The 19,485-nt window shown below is 71.7% G+C and carries 14 protein-coding genes; 7 read left to right on the top strand and 7 right to left on the bottom strand.

Annotation, left to right across the window (positions count from 1 at the left end; genetic code table 11):
* Positions 1-74 precede the first annotated feature (74 nt).
* Entirely contained in the window at positions 75-1,715 is a 1,641-nt protein-coding gene (locus tag ACZ6R9_RS07080; RefSeq protein ID WP_380482152.1) for a M4 family metallopeptidase, read from the bottom strand.
* A 459-nt stretch (positions 1,716-2,174) separates the two neighbouring features.
* Here ACZ6R9_RS07080 and ACZ6R9_RS07075 point away from each other — a divergent pair, with 459 nt between their 5' ends.
* The 3 genes from ACZ6R9_RS07075 (at position 2,175) to ACZ6R9_RS07065 (ending at position 4,942) form a co-directional block, all read left to right on the top strand.
* Entirely contained in the window at positions 2,175-2,714 is a 540-nt protein-coding gene (locus ACZ6R9_RS07075) for a MarR family winged helix-turn-helix transcriptional regulator (RefSeq protein WP_380482151.1), read from the top strand.
* 20 nt (positions 2,715-2,734) lie between these two features.
* Positions 2,735-3,067, top strand: coding sequence for a DUF3817 domain-containing protein (locus ACZ6R9_RS07070; RefSeq protein ID WP_380482150.1), 333 nt, complete (start codon positions 2,735-2,737; stop codon positions 3,065-3,067).
* Positions 3,068-3,256: 189 nt separating this feature from the next.
* Entirely contained in the window at positions 3,257-4,942 is a 1,686-nt protein-coding gene (locus tag ACZ6R9_RS07065; protein ID WP_380482148.1) for an acyl-CoA mutase large subunit family protein, read from the top strand.
* A gap of 51 nt (positions 4,943-4,993) precedes the next feature.
* Here the strand turns inward: ACZ6R9_RS07065 and ACZ6R9_RS07060 are convergent, their stop codons facing one another.
* Complete coding sequence (locus tag ACZ6R9_RS07060) at positions 4,994-5,662, bottom strand: TetR/AcrR family transcriptional regulator (protein ID WP_380482146.1); 669 nt, start codon at positions 5,660-5,662, stop codon at positions 4,994-4,996.
* A 341-nt stretch (positions 5,663-6,003) separates the two neighbouring features.
* Between ACZ6R9_RS07060 and ACZ6R9_RS07055 the strand changes: the two genes are divergently transcribed.
* The 4 genes from ACZ6R9_RS07055 to ACZ6R9_RS07040 all read left to right on the top strand — a co-directional run bounded on the left by ACZ6R9_RS07055 (position 6,004) and on the right by ACZ6R9_RS07040 (position 10,099).
* On the top strand, positions 6,004-6,981 hold the full coding sequence (locus ACZ6R9_RS07055; RefSeq protein WP_380482144.1) for a tetratricopeptide repeat protein: 978 nt from the start codon (positions 6,004-6,006) through the stop codon (positions 6,979-6,981).
* 552 nt (positions 6,982-7,533) lie between these two features.
* On the top strand, positions 7,534-8,160 hold the full coding sequence (locus ACZ6R9_RS07050; protein ID WP_380482143.1) for a DUF6230 family protein: 627 nt from the start codon (positions 7,534-7,536) through the stop codon (positions 8,158-8,160).
* 143 nt (positions 8,161-8,303) lie between these two features.
* On the top strand, positions 8,304-8,870 hold the full coding sequence (locus tag ACZ6R9_RS07045) for a DUF6114 domain-containing protein (RefSeq protein WP_465537006.1): 567 nt from the start codon (positions 8,304-8,306) through the stop codon (positions 8,868-8,870).
* On the top strand, positions 8,867-10,099 hold the full coding sequence (locus ACZ6R9_RS07040) for a hypothetical protein (RefSeq protein WP_465537004.1): 1,233 nt from the start codon (positions 8,867-8,869) through the stop codon (positions 10,097-10,099). Before ACZ6R9_RS07045 ends, ACZ6R9_RS07040 begins: the two co-directional genes overlap by 4 nt.
* Positions 10,100-10,185: 86 nt before the next feature.
* Here ACZ6R9_RS07040 and pyk read toward each other — a convergent pair whose 3' ends face one another.
* From pyk to ACZ6R9_RS07015, 5 genes are all read right to left on the bottom strand, one after another.
* Positions 10,186-11,616: a pyruvate kinase gene (gene pyk / locus ACZ6R9_RS07035; protein WP_380482138.1), complete on the bottom strand. Its 1,431-nt coding sequence runs from the start codon at positions 11,614-11,616 to the stop codon at positions 10,186-10,188.
* Between the two features lie 112 nt (positions 11,617-11,728).
* Complete coding sequence (locus ACZ6R9_RS07030; protein WP_380482136.1) at positions 11,729-12,934, bottom strand: acetate kinase; 1,206 nt, start codon at positions 12,932-12,934, stop codon at positions 11,729-11,731.
* Complete coding sequence (pta, locus tag ACZ6R9_RS07025; protein WP_380482134.1) at positions 12,931-15,060, bottom strand: phosphate acetyltransferase; 2,130 nt, start codon at positions 15,058-15,060, stop codon at positions 12,931-12,933. Before pta ends, ACZ6R9_RS07030 begins: the two co-directional genes overlap by 4 nt.
* Positions 15,061-15,198: 138 nt before the next feature.
* On the bottom strand, positions 15,199-17,646 hold the full coding sequence (gene glgB, locus ACZ6R9_RS07020) for a 1,4-alpha-glucan branching enzyme (protein ID WP_465537002.1): 2,448 nt from the start codon (positions 17,644-17,646) through the stop codon (positions 15,199-15,201).
* A 90-nt stretch (positions 17,647-17,736) separates the two neighbouring features.
* Positions 17,737-19,227, bottom strand: coding sequence for a maltokinase N-terminal cap-like domain-containing protein (locus tag ACZ6R9_RS07015; protein ID WP_380482130.1), 1,491 nt, complete (start codon positions 19,225-19,227; stop codon positions 17,737-17,739).
* Between the last annotated feature and the right edge of the window lie 258 nt (positions 19,228-19,485).

Here is a 19,485-nt window from a genome sequence, read left to right as displayed (position 1 = left end):
CACGTGGTGCGCGGCGGTCGGGCCTCTTCGTGGGAGGCCCGACCGCCGCGAGCTTTTGCGCTACCCGGTGGGGGTCAGTTCACGTTGACGCCGGTCCAGGCCGCCGCCACCGCGTTGTACTGGGTCGAGCCGGAGCCGTACAGGTCGGCGGCGGCGCTCAGGGTCGCGGTGCGCGCGCCCTTGTAGTTGGTGGTGGAGGTCATGTAGACGGTCAGCGCCCGGTACCAGATCTGCTGGGCCTGGGCCCGGCCGATGCCGGTGAGGGTCGCGCCGTTGTAGGTGGGCGAGTTGTAGCTGACGCCGTTGATGGTCTTGGCGCCGCTGCCCTCGGCCAGCAGGTAGAAGAAGTGGTTGGCGACGCCCGAGGAGTAGTGGACGTCCTTGCTGCCGACCGTGGAGGACCAGTAGTCGGCGGACGCGCCGTCCTTGGAGGGCTTGTCCATGTAGCGCAGCGGCGTCCCGTTGCCGTTGATGTTGATCAGCTCGCCGATCAGGTAGTCCGGCACGTCCTTCGACAGGTTGGCGGAGAACTCCACCATGGAGCCGAAGATGTCCGAGGTCGCCTCGTTCAGGCCGCCGGACTCGCCCGAGTAGTTCAGGCCGGCGGTGTTGGAGGTGACGCCGTGGCTCATCTCGTGGCCGGAGACGTCCAGCTCGGTCAGCGGGTGGGTGTTGGAGGCACCGTCGCCGTAGGTCATGCAGAAGCAGCTGTCGTCCCAGAAGGCGTTGACGTAGTTGCTGCCGTAGTGGACCCGGCTGTACGCGCCGACACCGTCGTTGCGGATGCCGTTGCGGCCGAAGGTGTTCTTGTAGAAGTCCCAGGTTGCGGCCGCGCCGTACTGGGCGTCCACGGCCGCGGACTCCTTGTTGGAGGCCAGGCCGTTGCCCCAGGAGTTGGTGGTCTTCGAGTAGAGGGTGCCGCTGCCGGAGGTCTTGTTCGCCAGCGTGGTGGTGTACTGGTTGCCGCGGGTGGCGTCCTTCAGCGTGTAGGTGCTGCCGGTCAGCGTGGTGGTCAGCGAGACGTTGCCGACGAAGACGCCGTTGCCGGTGCCGGTCGCGTTGGCGGTCTCGATCTCCTCGTGGGTGGAGAGGACCTCGCCGGTGTTCGCGTCGGTGATCAGCTTCTGGCGGCTCGGGGTGCCGTCGGCCCGCATGCCCTCGACGGTGGTGCGGTAGGCCAGGCGCGGGGCGCCGTCGGCGGCCCAGATCACCAGCTCGGAGCTGCCGGTGGCGCCGGAGACCGAGGTGAGGGCGGACGCGTCGGCGTCCTTGGCGATGCCGACGGTGGACTGCACCGCGCCGGTCGCCTTGCCGGCGGCCTGGGCGGCCGTCAGCTTCGGGCTCAGCGAGGCGGGGGCCAGGCTGCCGGAGACGGCCTTGTCGGAGGAACGGACCTGACCCTTGGCGTCCTGGTGCACGACCAGGTCGCCGCCGAGCACGGGCAGTCCGTCGTAGGTGCGCTCGTAACGGAAGTGGCGGGTGCCGTCGGCGTCGACGATGGCGTCCTTGACCACCAGCTTCTCCTGGGCGCCGAGGCCGAGGGCCTTGGCGGCGGAGGGGGCCTGCCCGGCGGCCAGCGCCAGCAGGTCGCCGCGGCTGTGACCCGCGGCGGCCGGGTTGGGGGCGGCCTGCGCGATCCCGGCGCTCACCTGGATCGCGCCGGCCAGCAGGGCAGAGGCAGAGAGAACGGCTCCGACAGCGAGCTTTCGCTTCACGGTACGGGTTCCTTCCGGATCAACCGCATGCGCGGTCGCACCACGTTCCGGGGCACCGGGGGTCAGTGCCTGCTGGGGCGGATACGGGTGCTGACGTGCAGCTCCGTGCGGTCTGGCGACGTCGCCGGTGGGGTGGGCCGGCGTGTCGAACGGGGCTGGCCAGAAGCATGACAATCGTTCAAATCCGGGAACAGCACCCAGACAACAATTGGCAAACTCTCGCCAGCCCCCCGGCAATGGAACGGTCAGGAAATCGGAGGTTCCGCCGCGAACGATGCGGCGCGGGCTGGGCTTCGGCCGAACTCCGGTACTTTCACTGAATAGTGACGGATTATCCGCTGTTAATCGCGGCTGTACGGTGGTGCTTGTCTGTTTGGCGTGATCCCGCCAATCGGTGGGCCTTGTCCACCATCGTGGACACCTGCTACCCCCGCCCCGAACCGCGGGTACGGTGGGGTCGTGCCCAAGCCCCTCGCCCTCGACTTCGACCCGATCGCCCGCGCCGACGAGCTCTGGACCCGCCGCTGGGGCAAGGTGCCGGCGATGGCGGCGATCACCTCGGTGATGCGCGCCCACCAGATCCTGCTGGCCCGGGTCGACGCGGTGGTCAAGCCCTACGGCCTGACCTTCGCCCGCTACGAGGCCCTGGTACTGCTCACCTTCAGCCGCTCCGGCGAACTGGCACTGTCCAAGATCGGCGAGCGGCTGATGGTGCACCCCACCAGCGTCACCAACACCGTCGACCGCCTGGAGCGCGCCGGACTGGTCGCCCGCCGCCCCAACCCGCTCGACGGCCGTGGCGTCCTCGCGGCCATCACCGAACGCGGCCGCCAGGTCGTCGAGGGCGCCACCCGCGACCTGATGGCCGTCGACTTCGGCCTGGAGGGCTACGGCGAGGACGACTGCCGCGAGGTGTTCGAACTGCTCCGCCCGCTGCGGGTCGCGGCCGGCGACTTCGACCTGCCGCACCAGGAGGGCCCTGGCCGGGAGCGCTCGTAGGGCCGGTTACCCTCGATGGCATGAAGCAGAGTGTGCTCACCCGCTACCGTGCCATGGCCTACATCACCGGCGTCCTGCTGATCCTGCTCACGGTCGGGGTGATCGCCAAGTACGCCCTGGACATGTCGGGCGCCGCGGGCTTCACCACCGCCGTCGGCATCGCGCACGGCTGGCTGTACGTGATCTACCTGGTGCTCGCCTTCGACCTCGGCACCAAGGCCAAGTGGCCGATCGGCAAGCTCGCCTGGGTCCTGCTGGCCGGCACCATCCCCACCGCCGTGTTCTTCGTCGAGCGCAAGGTCAGCCGCGAGGTCGCCCCGCTGATCGCCGCGCCGGAGCCCACCGCCGCCTGACCCGTCGCCGCGCGCACCAGCTCTGCCGGGCGTCCCTCCCCACCGGGAGAGGGGCGCCCTTCGTCTTTCGCTCTCCTGTTCGGAGGACAGGCATCGACAGGTAGTAGGACGTCCGAGTAAATTAGTAGGACATCCAAGTAGTTGTGCCGCCCACCCACCGGGCGGCCGCACGGAGCGGAGTCTCAGCCGATGGACGCCGAGCAGATCGAAGCCGGCCGGCAGCGCTGGCAGCAGCGGTACGACAAGGCGCGCAAGCGCGACGCGGACTTCACCACGCTGAGCGGCGAGACCGTCGAACCCGTCTACGGCCCGCCCGCCGGTCAGGCCGTCGAGGGCTTCGAACGGATCGGCTGGCCCGGCGAATACCCCTACACCCGCGGCCTGCACCCCACCGGCTACCGCGGCCGCGCCTGGACCATCCGCCAGTTCGCCGGCTTCGGCAACGCGCAGCAGACCAACGAGCGCTACCGGATGATCCTCGACGCGGGCGGCGGCGGCCTCTCCGTCGCCTTCGACATGCCGACCCTGATGGGCTACGACTCCGACGACGCCAAGTCGCTCGGCGAGGTCGGCCACTGCGGCGTCGCCATCGACTCCGCCGCCGACATGGAGGTGCTGTTCGCCGGCATCCCGCTCGGCGAGGTCACCACCTCGATGACCATCTCCGGCCCGGCCGTCCCGATCTTCTGCATGTACCTGGTCGCCGCCGAACGCCAGGGCGTCGACCCCGCCGTCCTCAACGGCACCCTGCAGACGGACATCTTCAAGGAGTACATCGCGCAGAAGGAGTGGCTCTTCGCCCCCGAGCCCCACCTGCGCCTGATCGGCGACCTGATGGAGCACTGCGCCAAGGGCATCCCCGCCTACAAGCCGCTCTCCGTCTCCGGCTACCACATCCGCGAAGCCGGGGCCACGGCCGCCCAGGAACTCGCCTACACCCTCGCCGACGGCCTCGCCTACGTCGAACTCGGTCTCTCCCGCGGCCTCGACGTGGACGTCTTCGCCCCCGGCCTGTCCTTCTTCTTCGACGCCCACCTCGACTTCTTCGAGGAGATCGCCAAGTTCCGCGCCGCCCGCCGGATCTGGGCCCGCTGGATGCGTGACCACTTCGGCGCCAAGACCGAGAAGGCGCAGTGGCTGCGCTTCCACACCCAGACCGCCGGCGTCTCGCTCACCGCCCAGCAGCCGTACAACAACGTGGTCCGCACCGCCGTCGAGGCCCTCTCCGCCGTCCTCGGCGGCACCAACTCGCTGCACACCAACGCCCTCGACGAGACCCTCGCCCTCCCCAGCGAGCAGGCCGCCGAGATCGCGCTCCGCACGCAGCAGGTGATCATGGAGGAGACCGGCGTCACCAACGTCGCCGACCCGCTCGGCGGCTCGTGGTACGTCGAGGCGCTCACCGACAAGATCGAGGCGCAGGTCGAGGAGATCTTCCAGCGCATCCTGGACAAGGGCAGCGCCGAGCACCCGATCGGCCCGATGACCTCCGGCATCCTGCGCGGCATCGAGGAGGGCTGGTTCACCGGCGAGATCGCCGAAGCCGCCTTCCGCTACCAGCAGGGCGTCGAGAAGGGCGACAAGCGCGTGGTCGGCGTCAACTGCCATCCCCGCAGCGTCACCCCCGAACTGGAAATTCTCCGCGTCAGCCACGAGGTCGAACGCGAGCAGGTCCGCGTCCTCGCCGACCGCAAGTCGCACCGCGACGAGACCGCCGTCCGGGCCGGCCTCGACGCGATGCTGGCCGCCGCCCGCTCCGGCACCAACATGATCGAGCCGATGCTCCAGGCCGTCCGCGCCGAAGCCACCCTCGGCGAGATCTGCCACGCCCTGCGCGACGAGTGGGGCACGTACCGCGAGAACGCCAGCTTCTAGAGCAGACGGGCGCGAACGCAGGCGAGCGTTGTGCTCTCCCTGGTGCGGAGGTCAACGCAGCAGCCCCGGGAAGGGGTTGAGCAGCAGGGTGGTGAAGCGGTGGATCCAGTCCTCGGTGACGGGTTCGCCGCTGACCAGCAGCCGGTGTTCGACGGTGCCGGCGATGATGTCGAAGATGATGTCGATCTCCTCGTCGGCGCTGGCCGGGTCCCGGTCGGGATCCATCTCGCCGCGGGCCTGGGCGTTGGCCCGGCCGAGCTGGACGAGCACCTTCTGCGGTTGGACGATCCGTTCCCGGATGCGGCGCCGCAGCTGGAGGTCGCGGGAGCCCTCGGCGAACAGGGCGAGCAGGGCGGCCTGCGTCTCGGGGCGGGTGAGGAGTTCGGCGAAGCGGGCGACCACGGCCTCGATGTCGGCCTGCAGGCTGCCCCGGTCGGCGCATTCCAGCTGGTCGAAGAGGCTGGCGATGGCATCGACGACGAGTTCGCTCTTGGACGGCCAGCGCCGGTAGAGGGTGGTCTTGGCGACGCCGGCGCGCTGGGCGACGTCGCCCATGGTGAGTCCGCCCCAGCCGAGTTCGGCGAGTGCCTCGCGGGTGGCGTCCAGGATGGCCTGGTCGGCGGCGGCGCTGCGGGGGCGGCCCTTGCCGCGGGTGGGCGGCGGGGTGACGGCGGCCGGCGGGTCCGGCTGCTCGGCGGGCTGCCGGGTGGTGGGGGCCACCGCGCCTCCTCAGCGAATTTACTCAGAAGTAACTTGGTGGCCCCACGGTAGCGACCTGCGGCGCTGCCCGATACCCGCCCCGGGTCGGAAAGTGGGACAGCTCACGCTCCCGGAGGGCGGTTGGGGCTTGCGGGGGGAGCCCGTGGGGCAGATACGCTACGACCAGTAGCGAAAGAGCGACAACCCACGCGCCCTGCCCCATGGGATCGGGCGGGCGCGGGGCGCGGATGGGGATCCGCGCCCGAACGGACCGGGCTCCGCCGGGAGAGGCGGGCGTCCCGGTTTCGGCATTTCCGGGCGGATGGCGTCCGGTACCGGCTCCGGCGGGGGAGGATAGAGCCATGCAGTCACGGAATTCGCGTCTCAACAGCTCCGCCCTGCGCGGTGCGGTGGACCTCGCCGCGGTGAAGGCGGCCGGAGAGGCCGCCCAGAAGGCGGAGCAGACCCGGGCCGAGCGGGCCCGGCAGGCGGCGGCGGGCGACGGCCCGGCGCTCGCGGACTACCCCCTGGTGCTGGACGTCACCGAGGACACCTTCGAGTCGGAGGTGGTCCAGCGCTCGGCCGAGGTCCCCGTGGTGGTGGACTTCTGGGCCGAGTGGTGCGGCCCGTGCAAGCAGCTGAGCCCGATCCTGGAGCGCCTCGCCGAGGAGTACGCGGGCCGGATCGTGCTCGCAAAGATCGACGTGGACGCCAACCCGCTGATCGCCCAGCAGTTCGGCATCCAGGGCATTCCGGCCGTGATGGCCGTGGTGGCGGGCCAGCTGGTGCCGCTGTTCCAGGGCGCCGAGAACGAGTCGAACGTCCGCAAGGTGCTCGACCAGCTGATCGCGGTCGCCGAGCAGCGCTTCGGCATCGTCGGCTCCGCTGCCGGCGGCACCGCTGCCGAGGCGGCCCCGCGAGTGCCGGCCGACCCGGCGCTGGAGGCCGCGCACGAGGCGCTGGACCGGGGCGACCTGGGCGGCGCGGTGCAGGCGTACCAGAACGTGCTGAGCGACCGGCCCGGCCACGTCGAGGCGAAGCTCGGCCTGGCCCAGGCGCAGCTGCTGCAGCGGGTGGAGAAGCTCGACCCGCAGAAGGTGCGCGCCGAGGCGGCGGCCGACCCGAAGGACGTGCCGGCCCAGCTGCGGGCGGCCGACCTGGACCTGGTCGGCGGGCACGTCGAGGACGCGTTCGGCCGGCTGGTGGCCACCGTGGCGAAGACCTTCGGCGACGACCGGGACGCCGCGCGGCTGCGCCTGCTGGAGCTGTTCGAGGTGATCGGCCCGGAGGACCCGCGCACCGTGGCGGCCCGTCAGGCCCTGGCCCGGGTGCTGTTCTGACGGCACTGGGTGACACGTTCGGTGACCTGCGGTGTCGTCGGTGATTTGACGACTTTCGTGGGTGGTCCAGGCAGGGTTACCAAATCTTGATAACACCCCTCCTTCGTCGCAGTGAGTGACGAAGGAGGGGTGTTTCTTTGGCATTTGCGGGGGTCGCGGCTCCATCAGCCCGGTCTTTTCGTCACTCTGCGCAGTCACGCCTTCGATCCCCTGAGCGAACGCGTTCACTGTTGGATTACCCGTCAGTAACGCACCCCTTGTGCTCCGCCCGGTATTCGAGCACGATCGGCGACGCCCGGTCCCTCCATCGCGAGGGTCCCCACCGGGTGAGGACAGGGGGGTAACCGCAGATCCCACGCGGCGGTTCCTGGCCTCGGCGGTCGCGCAGCCCGCGCGTTCGCACGGTTGTCGCTCGGGGTGATCGCCGACGCCGTCCCCACGGCATCAGGCGCTCTCCGCTACCGAGGACGTAGCTCTCTCCCATTTCGGGCCGAACCATGTGCGGGACGCACCGGACCGGCCGGAGATGTACGTCCTAGAAGGAGGACTCGCATGTCCACGTCTTACGGCAAGACCCGCTGGAAGCGCTTCGCCCTGGTGATGGTGCCGAGCGTCGCGGCCACCGCCGCGATCGGCGTCTCCCTGGCCAACTCCGCGCTGGCGGCCTCGTTCGCGGTCTCCGGCCAGCAGTTCAAGGTCACCGTCGACCAGCTGCACGGCGAGAACTTCTCGCAGTTCGGCGGCGTCGACATGGAGGCCAACCACACTCCGCACCCGGTCGCCATCTCGGCCTTCGACCACGCGACCCTGCAGAACCTGTGCCAGTCGGTCGTCACCGACCTCGGCCCGCTCGGCAAGTGGACCCTGGTCCTCAAGGCCGGCGACCAGAAGCCGGTCGACGCCCAGCAGCTGCTGATCGACATGAACCAGCTGAACGCCGACGCCGAGTTCCACAGCCTCAACATCGGCCAGGACGCCAGCACCCTGCAGGGTACGGCCATCGACAAGCTGAAGAAGGACGGCGGCACCCTGCCGTCCGGCGCGCAGGGCTTCGCCCAGTCCGCCAAGACCGCGGACCTGTCCAAGGTCCAGCAGACCGCCTGGGCCACCTCGGCGGGCACCTTCACGCTCCCCGGCCTGCACCTGAACATCAACCAGGGCGTCAACGAGTGCTACTAGTCCACGGCTGACGGCCCGTCAGGCGGGCCGGACAGTGGACCCCGGTCCGAGGGGGCGGCAGCGCGCCGCTCCCTCGGGCGGCACCCCGGCATACCCGGGGCCATCCGTATTTCCCCTCGGACCCACCATCGAGGAGTCGCACCATGTCCAGCGCAACCGTCGAGGCCTGGCCCGAGGGCCCGGCCGGCTTGGCCAGCCGAGGTCGGCGAGGGTTCCGCGCCTGGCGGCGCAGCCGGCCGTTCTGGGGCGGCCTGCTGGCCGTGATCGCCGGCATCCCGATCCTGTACTTCCCGTACGCCCACCTCAGCCTGAACGGTCTGACGGTGGCGATGGCCACCACCGCCGGCGCCGGCTCGCTGATGATCGGTGTCCTGATGATGGTGCTCGGCGTGACCGCCTGGTTCCAGCCGATGGTGCGGATCTTCTGCGGGGTGGCGACCACCATCCTGGCGCTGATCTCCATCCCGGTCTCCAACCTGGGCGGCTTCGGCTTCGGCCTGGTCCCCGGCCTGATCGCGGGCGGCCTGCTGGTCTCCTGGGCGCCGCTGCAGCCGCTCCCGGCCGCCGAGACCGCCGGGACCGCCGAGATGGCCGCCACCGAGGACGCCGCGCCGACCGCGCCGCTGCTCGCGCAGGCTGCCGCCGAGCAGCCGCTGGAGTACGGGGCCGCACCGACAACGACAGCGACAGCGGAGGGGGAGCAGCCGTGACGGACTCGGAGAAGCCGGCGGTTCCCGGTCCGCGGCACGCGGTGCCACGCGAGGGTGTGCGGGCCCGGCTGCGCGGGCGGGCGCTGGCGATCGCCGCCGTGCCGACCGCGCTGCTGGTCGGCGCCGCGTACACGCCGACCCTGGCGGTCGCGGCCGACCCGCAGTCCGGCAGCTGCGCGAGCAGCCCGGACACCGTGCTCAAGGAGACGCCCGTCCCGAAGAGCGAGATCAAGGTGCAGCCGGACTCCTCGGTGAGCGAGGCGGCGGCCGTGCAGTCCGGGCAGGCGCCGGCGGGCAGTGCCGCCGCGGTGCCGGCGGTGTTCACCGGCTCGACCGGTGTGCAGTCCGCCGCCTTCGTGACGCCGAACACCGGCAACGCGACCGGCGGCGGGGTGCAGCAGGCCGGCGTGATCGACGACTGGTGGAACCAGCTGACCCATCCGGGCACTGCCGCGAGCGCCGCCCCGTCGGGCGCGCCCTCCGCGCCCGCCGCCCCCAAGCCGCCCGCCTCCCCGAGCCCCTCGGCGACCGGGCAGCCGACCACCGAGGCGCCCGCCACGCCGCAGACCCCGGCCGGGTCCTCGGAGCCGGCCACCGAGGGCTCGAAGGCACCGACGACCAAGGCGCCGACGACCAAGGAGCCGACCACCAAGGCCCCGAAGCCGTCCAGCTCGCCGTCGGACGACCCGAACTGCCTGGTGAGCACCCGGGGGCTGGCGGCGAAGGCCGCGCCCAAGAACCATGTGGTGCCGGACCAGAACTGGGTGCTGCACTCGACCCGGCTGGCGCTGCACGGCTCGGTGTTCAACGGCGTCTACGACGTCACCACGGAGAGCGGCACCAAGCGGGTGCTGAAGTTCACCACCGACAGCGTCGACATCGAGAACCTGGACATGTCGACCATTCAGATCCCGGGCCTGACCTTCCACGTGAAGAGCCGCGAGGGATCGACCTCCACTCTGCGCAACGGCCCGATCACCATGTACGTGGAGAGCCTGTCCGGCCACCTGGCGGCGATCTACGGCCTGCCGATACCGATCGACCTGGGCCTGATCACGCTGACCCCGGACACCCTGCCGAAGTGGCTGTGGGACCTGCTGGGTGCGGTGCCGATCCCGCTGGACCTGACCTTCAGCGACGCCAAGGCGGTGCAGGCCGGCCAGTTCGGCGGGGACCTGAAGATCCCGGGAATGCGCCTGTTCAACGACAAGGCGCCGTACGACGGTTGAGCCGTCGTCACAGTTGTCGCGCGGACGCCCGCAGGGGCGGGACCCGGTCTCCCGGGTCCCGCCCCTGCGGGTTTCGTCGGTGAGGCTCAGTGGCCGCCGCGGGTGCCCAGGTGGTGGACCTGGACCATGTTGGTGGTGCCGGGGACGCCGACCGGCACGCCGGCGGTGACGATCACGGTGTCGCCCTCGGAGAGGCGGCCGAGCTTCTGCAGTTCGCGGTCGACCTGCTCGACCATCGCGTCGGTGGTGGCCACCTGCTCGGTGACGTACGCCTCGACGCCCCAGCTCAGCGAGAGCTGGTTGCGGGTGGCGACGTCCGGGGTGAAGGCGATCACCGGGATCGGCGAGCGGTAGCGGGACAGCCGGCGGGCGGTGTCACCGGACTTGGTGAAGGCGATCAGTGCCTGGCCGTTGAGGAAGTCGCCCAGCTCGCACGCGGCGCGGGCGACCGAGCCGCCCTGGGTGCGCGGCTTGCGGCCGGGGTTGAGCGGCTGGAGGCCCTGCGAGAGCATCTCCTCCTCGGCCTTCTCGGCGATCTTGCTCATGGTCTTGACGGTCTCGACCGGGTACTTGCCGACGCTGGACTCGGCGGACAGCATCACCGCGTCCGCGCCGTCCAGGATCGCGTTGGCGACGTCGGAGACCTCGGCGCGGGTCGGGCGCGAGGCGTGGATCATCGACTCCATCATCTGGGTGGCGACGATCACCGGCTTGGCGTTCCGGCGGGCCAGGGTGACCAGCTGCTTCTGGACCAGCGGCACCTTCTCCAGCGGGTACTCGACCGCCAGGTCGCCGCGGGCCACCATGATCGCGTCGAAGGCGAGGACGATCTCCTCCATCGCCTCGACGGCCTGCGGCTTCTCGATCTTGGCGATGACCGGCACACGAATGCCGACCTCGTCCATGACCTTGTGGACGTCATCGATGTCCGCGGCGTTGCGGACGAAGGACAGCGCGACCATGTCGACGCCCAGCCGCAGGGCGAAGCGCAGGTCCTCCTTGTCCTTCTCGGACAGCGCGGGCACGTTGACCGCCGCGCCGGGCAGGTTGATGCCCTTGTTGTTGGAGAGCACACCGCCCTCGACCACCATGGTCTTCACCCGCGGGCCGTCGACGCTGACGACCTCCAGGGCGATGACGCCGTCGTTGATCAGGATCGGGTCACCGGGCTTCACGTCGCCGGGCAGGCCCTTGTACGTGGTGCCGCAGATGTGCTGGTCACCGGGGACGTCCTCGGTGGTGATGGTGAACGTGTCGCCGTTGTCAACGGTCACCGGGCCGTTGGCGAAAGTCGCCAGACGGATCTTGGGGCCCTGCAGGTCGGCCAGCACACCGATGGTGCGGCCGGTGTCCTCCGACACCTGGCGGACGCGGCGGTACCGGTCCTCGTGCTCGGCGTGGGAGCCGTGGCTCATGTTCAGTCGGGCGACGTTCATGCCCGCTTCGACGATGGCCTTCAGCTGTTCGTAGGAGTCCGTGGCAGGACCCAGGGTGCAGACAATTTTCGCTCGGCGCATATCCGTCAGTCTATCCGTTCGTGTTATCGATGCATTCGACTCGAATCGCCAGATATCGCCAACGAACATTCCGAGGGGTGGGATACTGACGGGTAGTCATCCCACGCCGGTCCTACACCTCGTGGACCAGCGCGAACGTCTGCTGGGCGATCTCCAGTTCCTCGTCGGTGGGCACCACGGCGACGCTCACCCGGCCGTAGGACGGCGAGATCGTCCGTGCCCGGCGCGAACGCATCGCGTTCAGCTCCGGATCCACCGAAATACCGAGTTCCTCCAGATTGGCACAGACCGCCGCCCGGACCTCCACGGAGTTCTCCCCGACACCCGCCGTGAATGCCACCGCGTCCACCCGGCCCAGCACCGCGTAGTAGCCGCCCAGGTAGCGGCGGATCCGGTGCACGTACGAGTCGAAGGCCAGCTTGGCGTCCTCGTCCCCGCCCTGGGCGCGGCGCACCACCTCGCGCATGTCGTTGTCGCCGCACATGCCGAGCAGGCCACTGCGGCGGTTCAGCAGGTCGTCGATCTGATCGATGCTCAGGCCGCCCACCCGGTGCAGGTGGAACACCAGGCCCGGGTCCACGTCGCCGGAGCGGGTGCCCATCACCAGGCCCTCCAGCGGGGTGAGGCCCATCGAGGTCTCCACGCACACGCCGCCGGCCACCGCCGACACCGACGCGCCGTTGCCCAGGTGCAGCACGATCACGTTCAGCTCGGCCGGGTCGCGGCCCAGCAGCCGGGCGGTGGCCCGGGAGACGTACTGGTGCGAGGTGCCGTGGAAGCCGTAGCGGCGCACCCGGTGCTCGTCGGCGGTCCTCCGGTCGATCGCGTACCGGGCCGCGTACTCCGGCAGGGTGGCGTGGAAGGCGGTGTCGAACACCGCGACCTGCGGCAGGTCCGGGCGGATCGCGCGGGCCACCTCGATGCCGGTGATGTTCGCCGGGTTGTGCAGCGGCGCCACCGGGATCAGCCGGCGGATCTCCGCCACCACCGCGTCGTTGATCAGCGTCGGCCGGGTGAACCGCAGCCCGCCGTGCACCACCCGGTGGCCGATCGCCGCCAGCTGGGGCGAGTCCAGGCCCATCAGGTCCGCGGCCAGCTCGTCGGCGACCGCCCGCAGCGCCCCGTCGTGGTCGGCGAACCGGCGCACCTGCTCGCGCGGCTCCCCGATCAGCGGCAGGTGCAGCAGCCGGCCCTCGCTCTCGCCGATCCGCTCCACCAGGCCGGACGCCAGCCGGGCGCCGTCCAGCATGTCGATCAGCTGGTACTTCACCGAGGACGACCCGGCGTTCAGCACCAGGACACGGGTACCGGCGGTCACTGCGCGCCTCCCTCGGCGGACTGGCTCTGGGACTGGATCGCGGTGATCGCCACGGTGTTGACGATGTCCTCGATCAAGGCGCCCCGGGACAGGTCGTTCACCGGCTTGTTCAGGCCCTGCAGCACCGGGCCGACCGCGATCGCGCCCGCCGAGCGCTGCACCGCCTTGTAGGTGTTGTTGCCGGTGTTCAGGTCCGGGAAGACCAGCACGGTGGCCCGGCCCGCCACCGGCGAGCCCGGCAGCTTGGTCGCCGCGACGTGCGCGTCCACCGCCGCGTCGTACTGGATCGGCCCCTCCACCAGCAGGTCCGGGCGCAGCGCGCGGACCAGTTCGGTGGCCTTGCGGACCTTGTCCACGTCCGCGCCGGAGCCCGAGGTGCCGGTCGAGTACGACAGCATCGCCACCCGCGGCTCCACCCCGAACTGGGCGGCCGTCTCCGCCGACTGGATCGCGATGTCGGCCAGCTGCTGGGCGTCCGGGTCCGGGTTGACCGCGCAGTCGCCGTACACCAGCACCTTGTCGGCGAGGCACATGAAGAACACCGAGGAGACGATCGACGCGCCCGGCGAGGTCTTGATCACCTCGAACGCCGGGCGGATGGTCGCCGCCGTCGAGTGCACCGCGCCCGACACCATGCCGTCCGCGATGCCCTCCTGCACCATCAGGGTGCCGAAGTACGAGACGTCGGTGACCACGTCCAGCGCCCGCTCCACCGTCATGCCCTTGTGCGCCCGGACCTTCGCGTACAGCTCGGCGAACTGCTGGCGCAGCGGGCTGGCCGCCGGGTCGACGATCCGCAGCTGCGCGCCGGAGTCGCCGGCCTGCGGGAACTCGATGCCCAGCGCGGCGGCCCGGCGGTGCACCGCCTCCGGCTCGCCCAGCAGGGTCAGGTCGCAGATGTTGCGGCGCAGCAGCACCTCGGCGGCGCGCAGCACCCGCTCCTCGGTGCCCTCCGGCAGCACGATGTGCCGGCGGTCGGCGCGGGCCCGTTCCAGCAGCGCGTGCTCGAACATCATCGGGGTCACCCGCTCGGAGCGGGTCAGCTCGATCCGGCTGGTCAACTCGGCGGTGTCGACGTGCAGTTCGAACAGGCCGAGGGCGATCTCCGCCTTCCGCGGGCTGTCCGGGCCGATCCGGCCCTCCAGGTGGGTGAGCGCCGCCGCCGTCAGCCAGGAGCCCTCCGTCACCTCCGCCACCGGCGTGCCGGGGGCGAGCCGGGAGGCCAGCGCCATCACGTCCGGGCCCGGGTGCTGGCCGAGCGTCAGCAGCACGCCCGCGATCGGCGGGGCGCCCGCCGCGTGCGCGGCCAGTGACCCGATCAGCAGGTCCGCCCGGTCGCCCGGGGTCACCACCAGCGCGCCCTCGGTCAGCGCGTTCAGGAAGGTCGGCAGCATCGCGCCGCCGAACACGAAGCCCCGCACGTCCCGGGCCAGGCCCGCCGCGTCGCCCAGCAGCACCTTGGCGCCGGTCGCCTCCACCAGTTGCGCCACGGTCGGTGCGGCCAGCGCCGGCTCCTCCGGGACGACGTACACCGGCACCGGCAGCTTCTCGGTCAGCGCCCGCTGCACCTGCTGCTTGGCGCCCGGCGCCACCCGGTTGGCGATCATCGCCAGGATCGAGCATCCCAGGTCCCGGTACGCCCGGTGCGCGTTGCGGACCTCCGCGACCACCGTCTGCGGGTCGTCGTGCTGGCCGCCGACCACCGGGAGCACGGCCGCCCCGAACTCGTTCGCCAGCCGCGCGTTGAAGGCCAGCTCGTCCGGGATGTTCGTGCCCGCGTAGTCGGTGCCCAGCACCAGCACCGCCTGGCAGCGCCGCTCCAGCTGGTGGAACCGGTCGACCAGGACGGAGACCAGCTCGTCCTGGCCGCGGGCGGCCTGCAGGGCCGCCGCCTCGTCGTACGTCAGCCCGTACAGCTCGGCGCTCGGCAGGTCCAGCCGGTACCTGCTGCGCAGCAGCTCCACCACGTGGTCGGTGACCGGCGTCCCGCCGTCGGACGCGTGCACCAGCGGGCGGAACACCCCGACCCGGTCCACCTGACGGGTGAGCAGTTCCATGACCCCGAGTTCCACGGCCTGCCGGCCGTCCCCCCGGTCGATCCCGGTCACGTACACGCTGCTCGCCACGGTGGAACTCTCCGTCCGTCTTTCTCAGGCTGCGGTCATCTCGACCATACCTTCGTACGACATTCGGACTGAGCTGCGGTACTGCCGTTCGGGCTGGCCGGGGGGCCGGAGGTCCTCGGTTCCGGCCCCGGCGGGGCGTCAGGAGGAGCGGGCCGGGCGCAGCCAGAGGGTGGCCAGTGGCGGCAGCACCAGTTCGGCCGAGCGCGGCTGGCCGTTCCACTGCGTGGCCTCCGCCTTCACCGGACGGGAGTTGGCGACCCCGCTGCCGCCGTACCGCTCGGCGTCGGTGTTCAGCGCCTCCTCCCACAGCTGCTCGCGGCCCTCCAGCCGGGGCAGGCCGACCCGGAAGCCGTGCCGGACCACGGGGGAGAAGTTGCTGACCGCGACCAGCGGGCTGCCGTCGGAGGCGAACCGGACGAAGGAGAACGCGTTGTCGTCGGCCGCGCCGCCGTCCAGCCAGCGGAAGCCCTCCGGGACGGTGTCCAGCTCGTACAGCGCGGGGGTGGCGCGGTAGACCCGGTTGAGGTCGCCGACCAGGCGCTGCACACCGCGGTGGTCGGCGTGCGCCGCCCACGCCTCGTCGAGCACCCACCACTGCGGGCCGCTCTCGTGCTCCCACTCCGCGCCCTGGGCGAACTCCTGGCCCATGAACAGCAGTTGCTTGCCCGGGTGGGCCCACATGAAGCCCAGGTAGGCGCGGTGGTTGGCGCGCTGCTGCCACCAGTCGCCGGGCATCTTGGAGACCAGCGCCTGCTTGCCGTGCACCACCTCGTCGTGCGAGATCGGCAGGATGTAGTTCTCCGAGTACGCGTACACCATCGAGAAGGTCATCTCGTTGTGGTGGTACCTGCGGTGCACCGGCTCCTTGGACATGTAGACCAGCGAGTCGTGCATCCAGCCCATGTTCCACTTCAGGCCGAAGCCCAGGCCCCCGGAGTCGGTGGGCCGGGTGACGCCGTCCCAGGCGGTGGACTCCTCGGCGACCGTCAGCACGCCCGGGCAGCGCCGGTAGACGGTGGCGTTCATCTCCTGCAGGAAGGACGCCGCGTCCAGGTTCTCCCGGCCGCCGAACTGGTTGGGCGACCAGCCGCCGCCCTCGCGGGAGTAGTCCAGGTAGAGCATCGAGGCGACCGCGTCCACCCGCAGGCCGTCCACGTGGAACTCCTCGCACCAGTACACCGCGTTGGCGACCAGGAAGTTGCGGACCTCGGTGCGGCCGTAGTCGAACTCCAGCGTCCCCCAGTCCGGGTGCTCGGCGCGCTGCGGGTCGGCCGGCTCGTACAGCGGCTCGCCGTCGAACCGGGCCAGCGCGAAGTCGTCCTTCGGGAAGTGCGCGGGCACCCAGTCGACCAGCACGCCGATGCCGTGCCGGTGCAGGGTGTCGACCAGGTACCGGAAGTCGTCGGGGGTGCCGAGCCGGGCCGTCGGGGCGTAGAACCCGGACACCTGGTAGCCCCAGGAACCGCCGAACGGGTGCTCCATCACCGGCATGAACTCGACGTGGGTGAAGCCGAGTTCGCTCAGGTAGCCGGGCAGCACCTCGGCGATCTGCCGGTAGGACGTCAGGTCGGGCCGCCAGGAGGCCAGGTGCAGCTCGTACACCGACATCGGGGCGCGGTGGTGGACGGTCCGCGCGCGCGCCGCCATCCACTCCGCGTCCTGCCACTCGTGCCGGGAGACCGTCACCACTGAGGCGGTGTCCGGCGGGCACTGGGCGGCCCGGGCCAGCGGGTCGGCCTTCTCCACCACCCGGCCGGAGCGGGTCAGGATCTGGTACTTGTACTGCGCGCCCTCGCCGAGGCCCGGCACGAACAGCTCCCACACGCCGGACGAGCCCAGCGAGCGCATCGGGTGCGCGGTGCCGCTCCAGTGGTTGAACGAGCCGATCAGCCGCACCCCGACCGCGTTCGGCGCCCACACCGCGAAGGAGGTGCCGGCCACCCCGTCCACGGTGCGCACGTGCGAGCCGAGCGCGTGCCACAGCTGTTCGTGCCGGCCCTCCGAGATCAGGTGCAGGTCCAGTTCGCCGAGCGTCGGGGCGAACCGGTAGCCGTCGTGCTGCTCCAGCGGCCCCCCGCCCGGGTACGTCACCTTCAGCGTGTAGTCCGGGAACCGCTGCCCGGTCAGCAGGCCGGTGAACAACCCGGCCTGCTGGTGGGTCAGTTCGGCCGGGCCGAGGGCGGTCTCCACCACCACCCGCTCGGCGAACGGGCGCAGCACCCGGATCGCGGTGCCCGTCGGCAGCGCGTGGGCGCCCAGCAGGGCGTGCGGGTCGTGGTGCGCGCCGGAGACCAGGCGCTCCACCTCGGCGGGCGGCAACGGCGCCTCCGGCAGGCGCAGCGCCGCGCCCGGGGCGGGCCGGGCGGGCGCCGGACGGGACTTCGCCGGGCGCCCGGCCTTCCCGGAGGCGGCGGCCTTCGGGCTCTTGGCCGCCGCCGTCCCGGGCGTCGCGCCGGACGGTCGTGCGGGCTTCGCCGGGGGCTGCCAGCGGGCCCCCCTGCCGCGCTCGCCGTTCCGGAAGGTGGCCGGGACGGCCGGTTGGCGGTCGGCCGGAAGGGGCGGGTCGAGCGGACCGAGCGGGGTCACGGCGGGGGCCTCCTGGATTCCTGCGAACGGGGTCGGGGTTACTGCCGGGAGAGCGGACCGCCCGGCCGGGGTGCCCGGCCGGGCGGAGGATCAGACGGAGTCGGCCAGCCGGTTGATCGCGGCCAGCGGGATCGGCAGCCAGCTGGGCCGGTGCCGGGCCTCGTACACCACCTCGTACACGGCCTTGTCGATCTCCAGGGCGCGCATCAGCTCCGGGGACGCGGACGGGTCGCAGCCGCCGCCCGCGGTGTAGCCGGCGCAGTACGCGGCCCGGTTGCGGGCCGCCCAGGCGGAGGCCAGCAGGGCCAGCTCCGGATCCTGGGCGGGGGAGCCGGCCAGCAGGTGGGCGGCCGCGTAGTCGAAGGAGCGCAGCATCGCGGCGACATCCCGCAGCGCGGGCTGCGGCAGCCGGCGTTCGGCCAGCGGTTTGGCCGGCTCGCCCTCGAAGTCCAGCAGCACCCAGCCCTGCGGGGTGCGCATCGCCTGGCCGAGGTGCAGGTCGCCGTGGATGCGCTGGACCAGCAGCCCGTCCAGGTGGGCGGCCGTCAGCTGCTGGAAGGCGGAGCGCAGCGCGGAACGGTAGCGCAGCAGGCCGGGGACCGCGGTGACGGCGGAGTCCAGCCGGTCGGCCATCGCACCGGCCAGTTCGGCGATCCGCGGCCGGTCCAGCCGGGTGGTGGGCATCGAGCGGGCCAGCACCCGGTGCACCTCGGCGGTGGCCCGGCCCAGCCGGTGCGCCTCGATCGCGAAGTTGCCGGGCGACGGGTCGCCCTTCAGCCGGGCGACCTGGTCGAGTGCCAGCTCCCAGCCGTCCTCGGCGTCCGGCAGGTAGCGCTGCAGCAGGCCCAGGGTGGCGGGCTCGGAGCGCTCCAGGCGGCACTCGAACCAGGCGGCGACCCGGGGGATGCGGGTCGAGCCGGCCCGGGACAGCGCCAGCGACAGTTCCAGGTCGGGGTTGGTCCCGGGACTGATCCGGCGGAACAGCTTCAGGATGAACGCGGTGTCGTAGATCACCGAGGAGTTGGACTGCTCCGCGGTGGACGCCCGCCCCGGGATGTTGCCCGGCAGGCCCGGGCCCGGGGTGCGGCGGAAGCACAGCGAGCCGAACCGGTCGCCGGTGGCCAGGTGTTCCAGCAGACGGCCGGTCAGCTCCGGGTCGTGCACCGCGTCGTAGAGCGTCGCGCCGTCGTAGGTGCCGCCCGCCAACCGGCCCAGCACCGCCCGATGCCCGACCGCCGCGGGCCGTTCCGAGCGGATGCCCAGCAGCAGCTGGTACACGTCACCGGGGCCGGTGGCCGCCGCCCCGCCGTGCTCCACCCGCAGCAGCAGGTGCAGCAGCGCCGGGTCGCCGACCTGGAGCGGCGTGCCGATCACGGGGGTGAGCGCGGCGATCGGCCGGCCCTTGCCGGCGTACCAGCGCTGGGTGGGAAGCCATTCGGCGATCAGCGGCAGGGCCGCCTGGACCAGCTCGCTGACTCCCGCGGCGGTTCTCCGGACCCCCGGTGCCCGCGTCCCGACCGGCCCGGGGGCGGCGGACGGATCACGGTGCAGGTGGGCTTGAGAACGGGAGGTTTCGGACATGACTCCCTTTCCCCGGAAGCGGGCGACTGCCCGACGGGATCGTGGCCGGGCCCTTCACTCTTCCGGATTTCGACGGCGCGTCGGCGACGGCACGCGAGCCGGGGCCCGGTGTCACGCCTTCGTGTGGATGGCCGTTGGGCTGTTCTCCGTACGCGGTGGTGCGAAGACCTCCGGGGGCGCGCGGAGCGACTCGCGCGCCCGCGGAAGGGGTGTCCCGGAGCGGGGCCGGAGGGATCGCTGGTGCGGGGGCGGGGCGGC

The organism is Kitasatospora sp. NPDC048662 (assembly GCF_055587065.1).
Note: the sequence above shows the minus strand (reverse complement) of the source record. Positions and strands in the feature narration are given on the sequence as shown.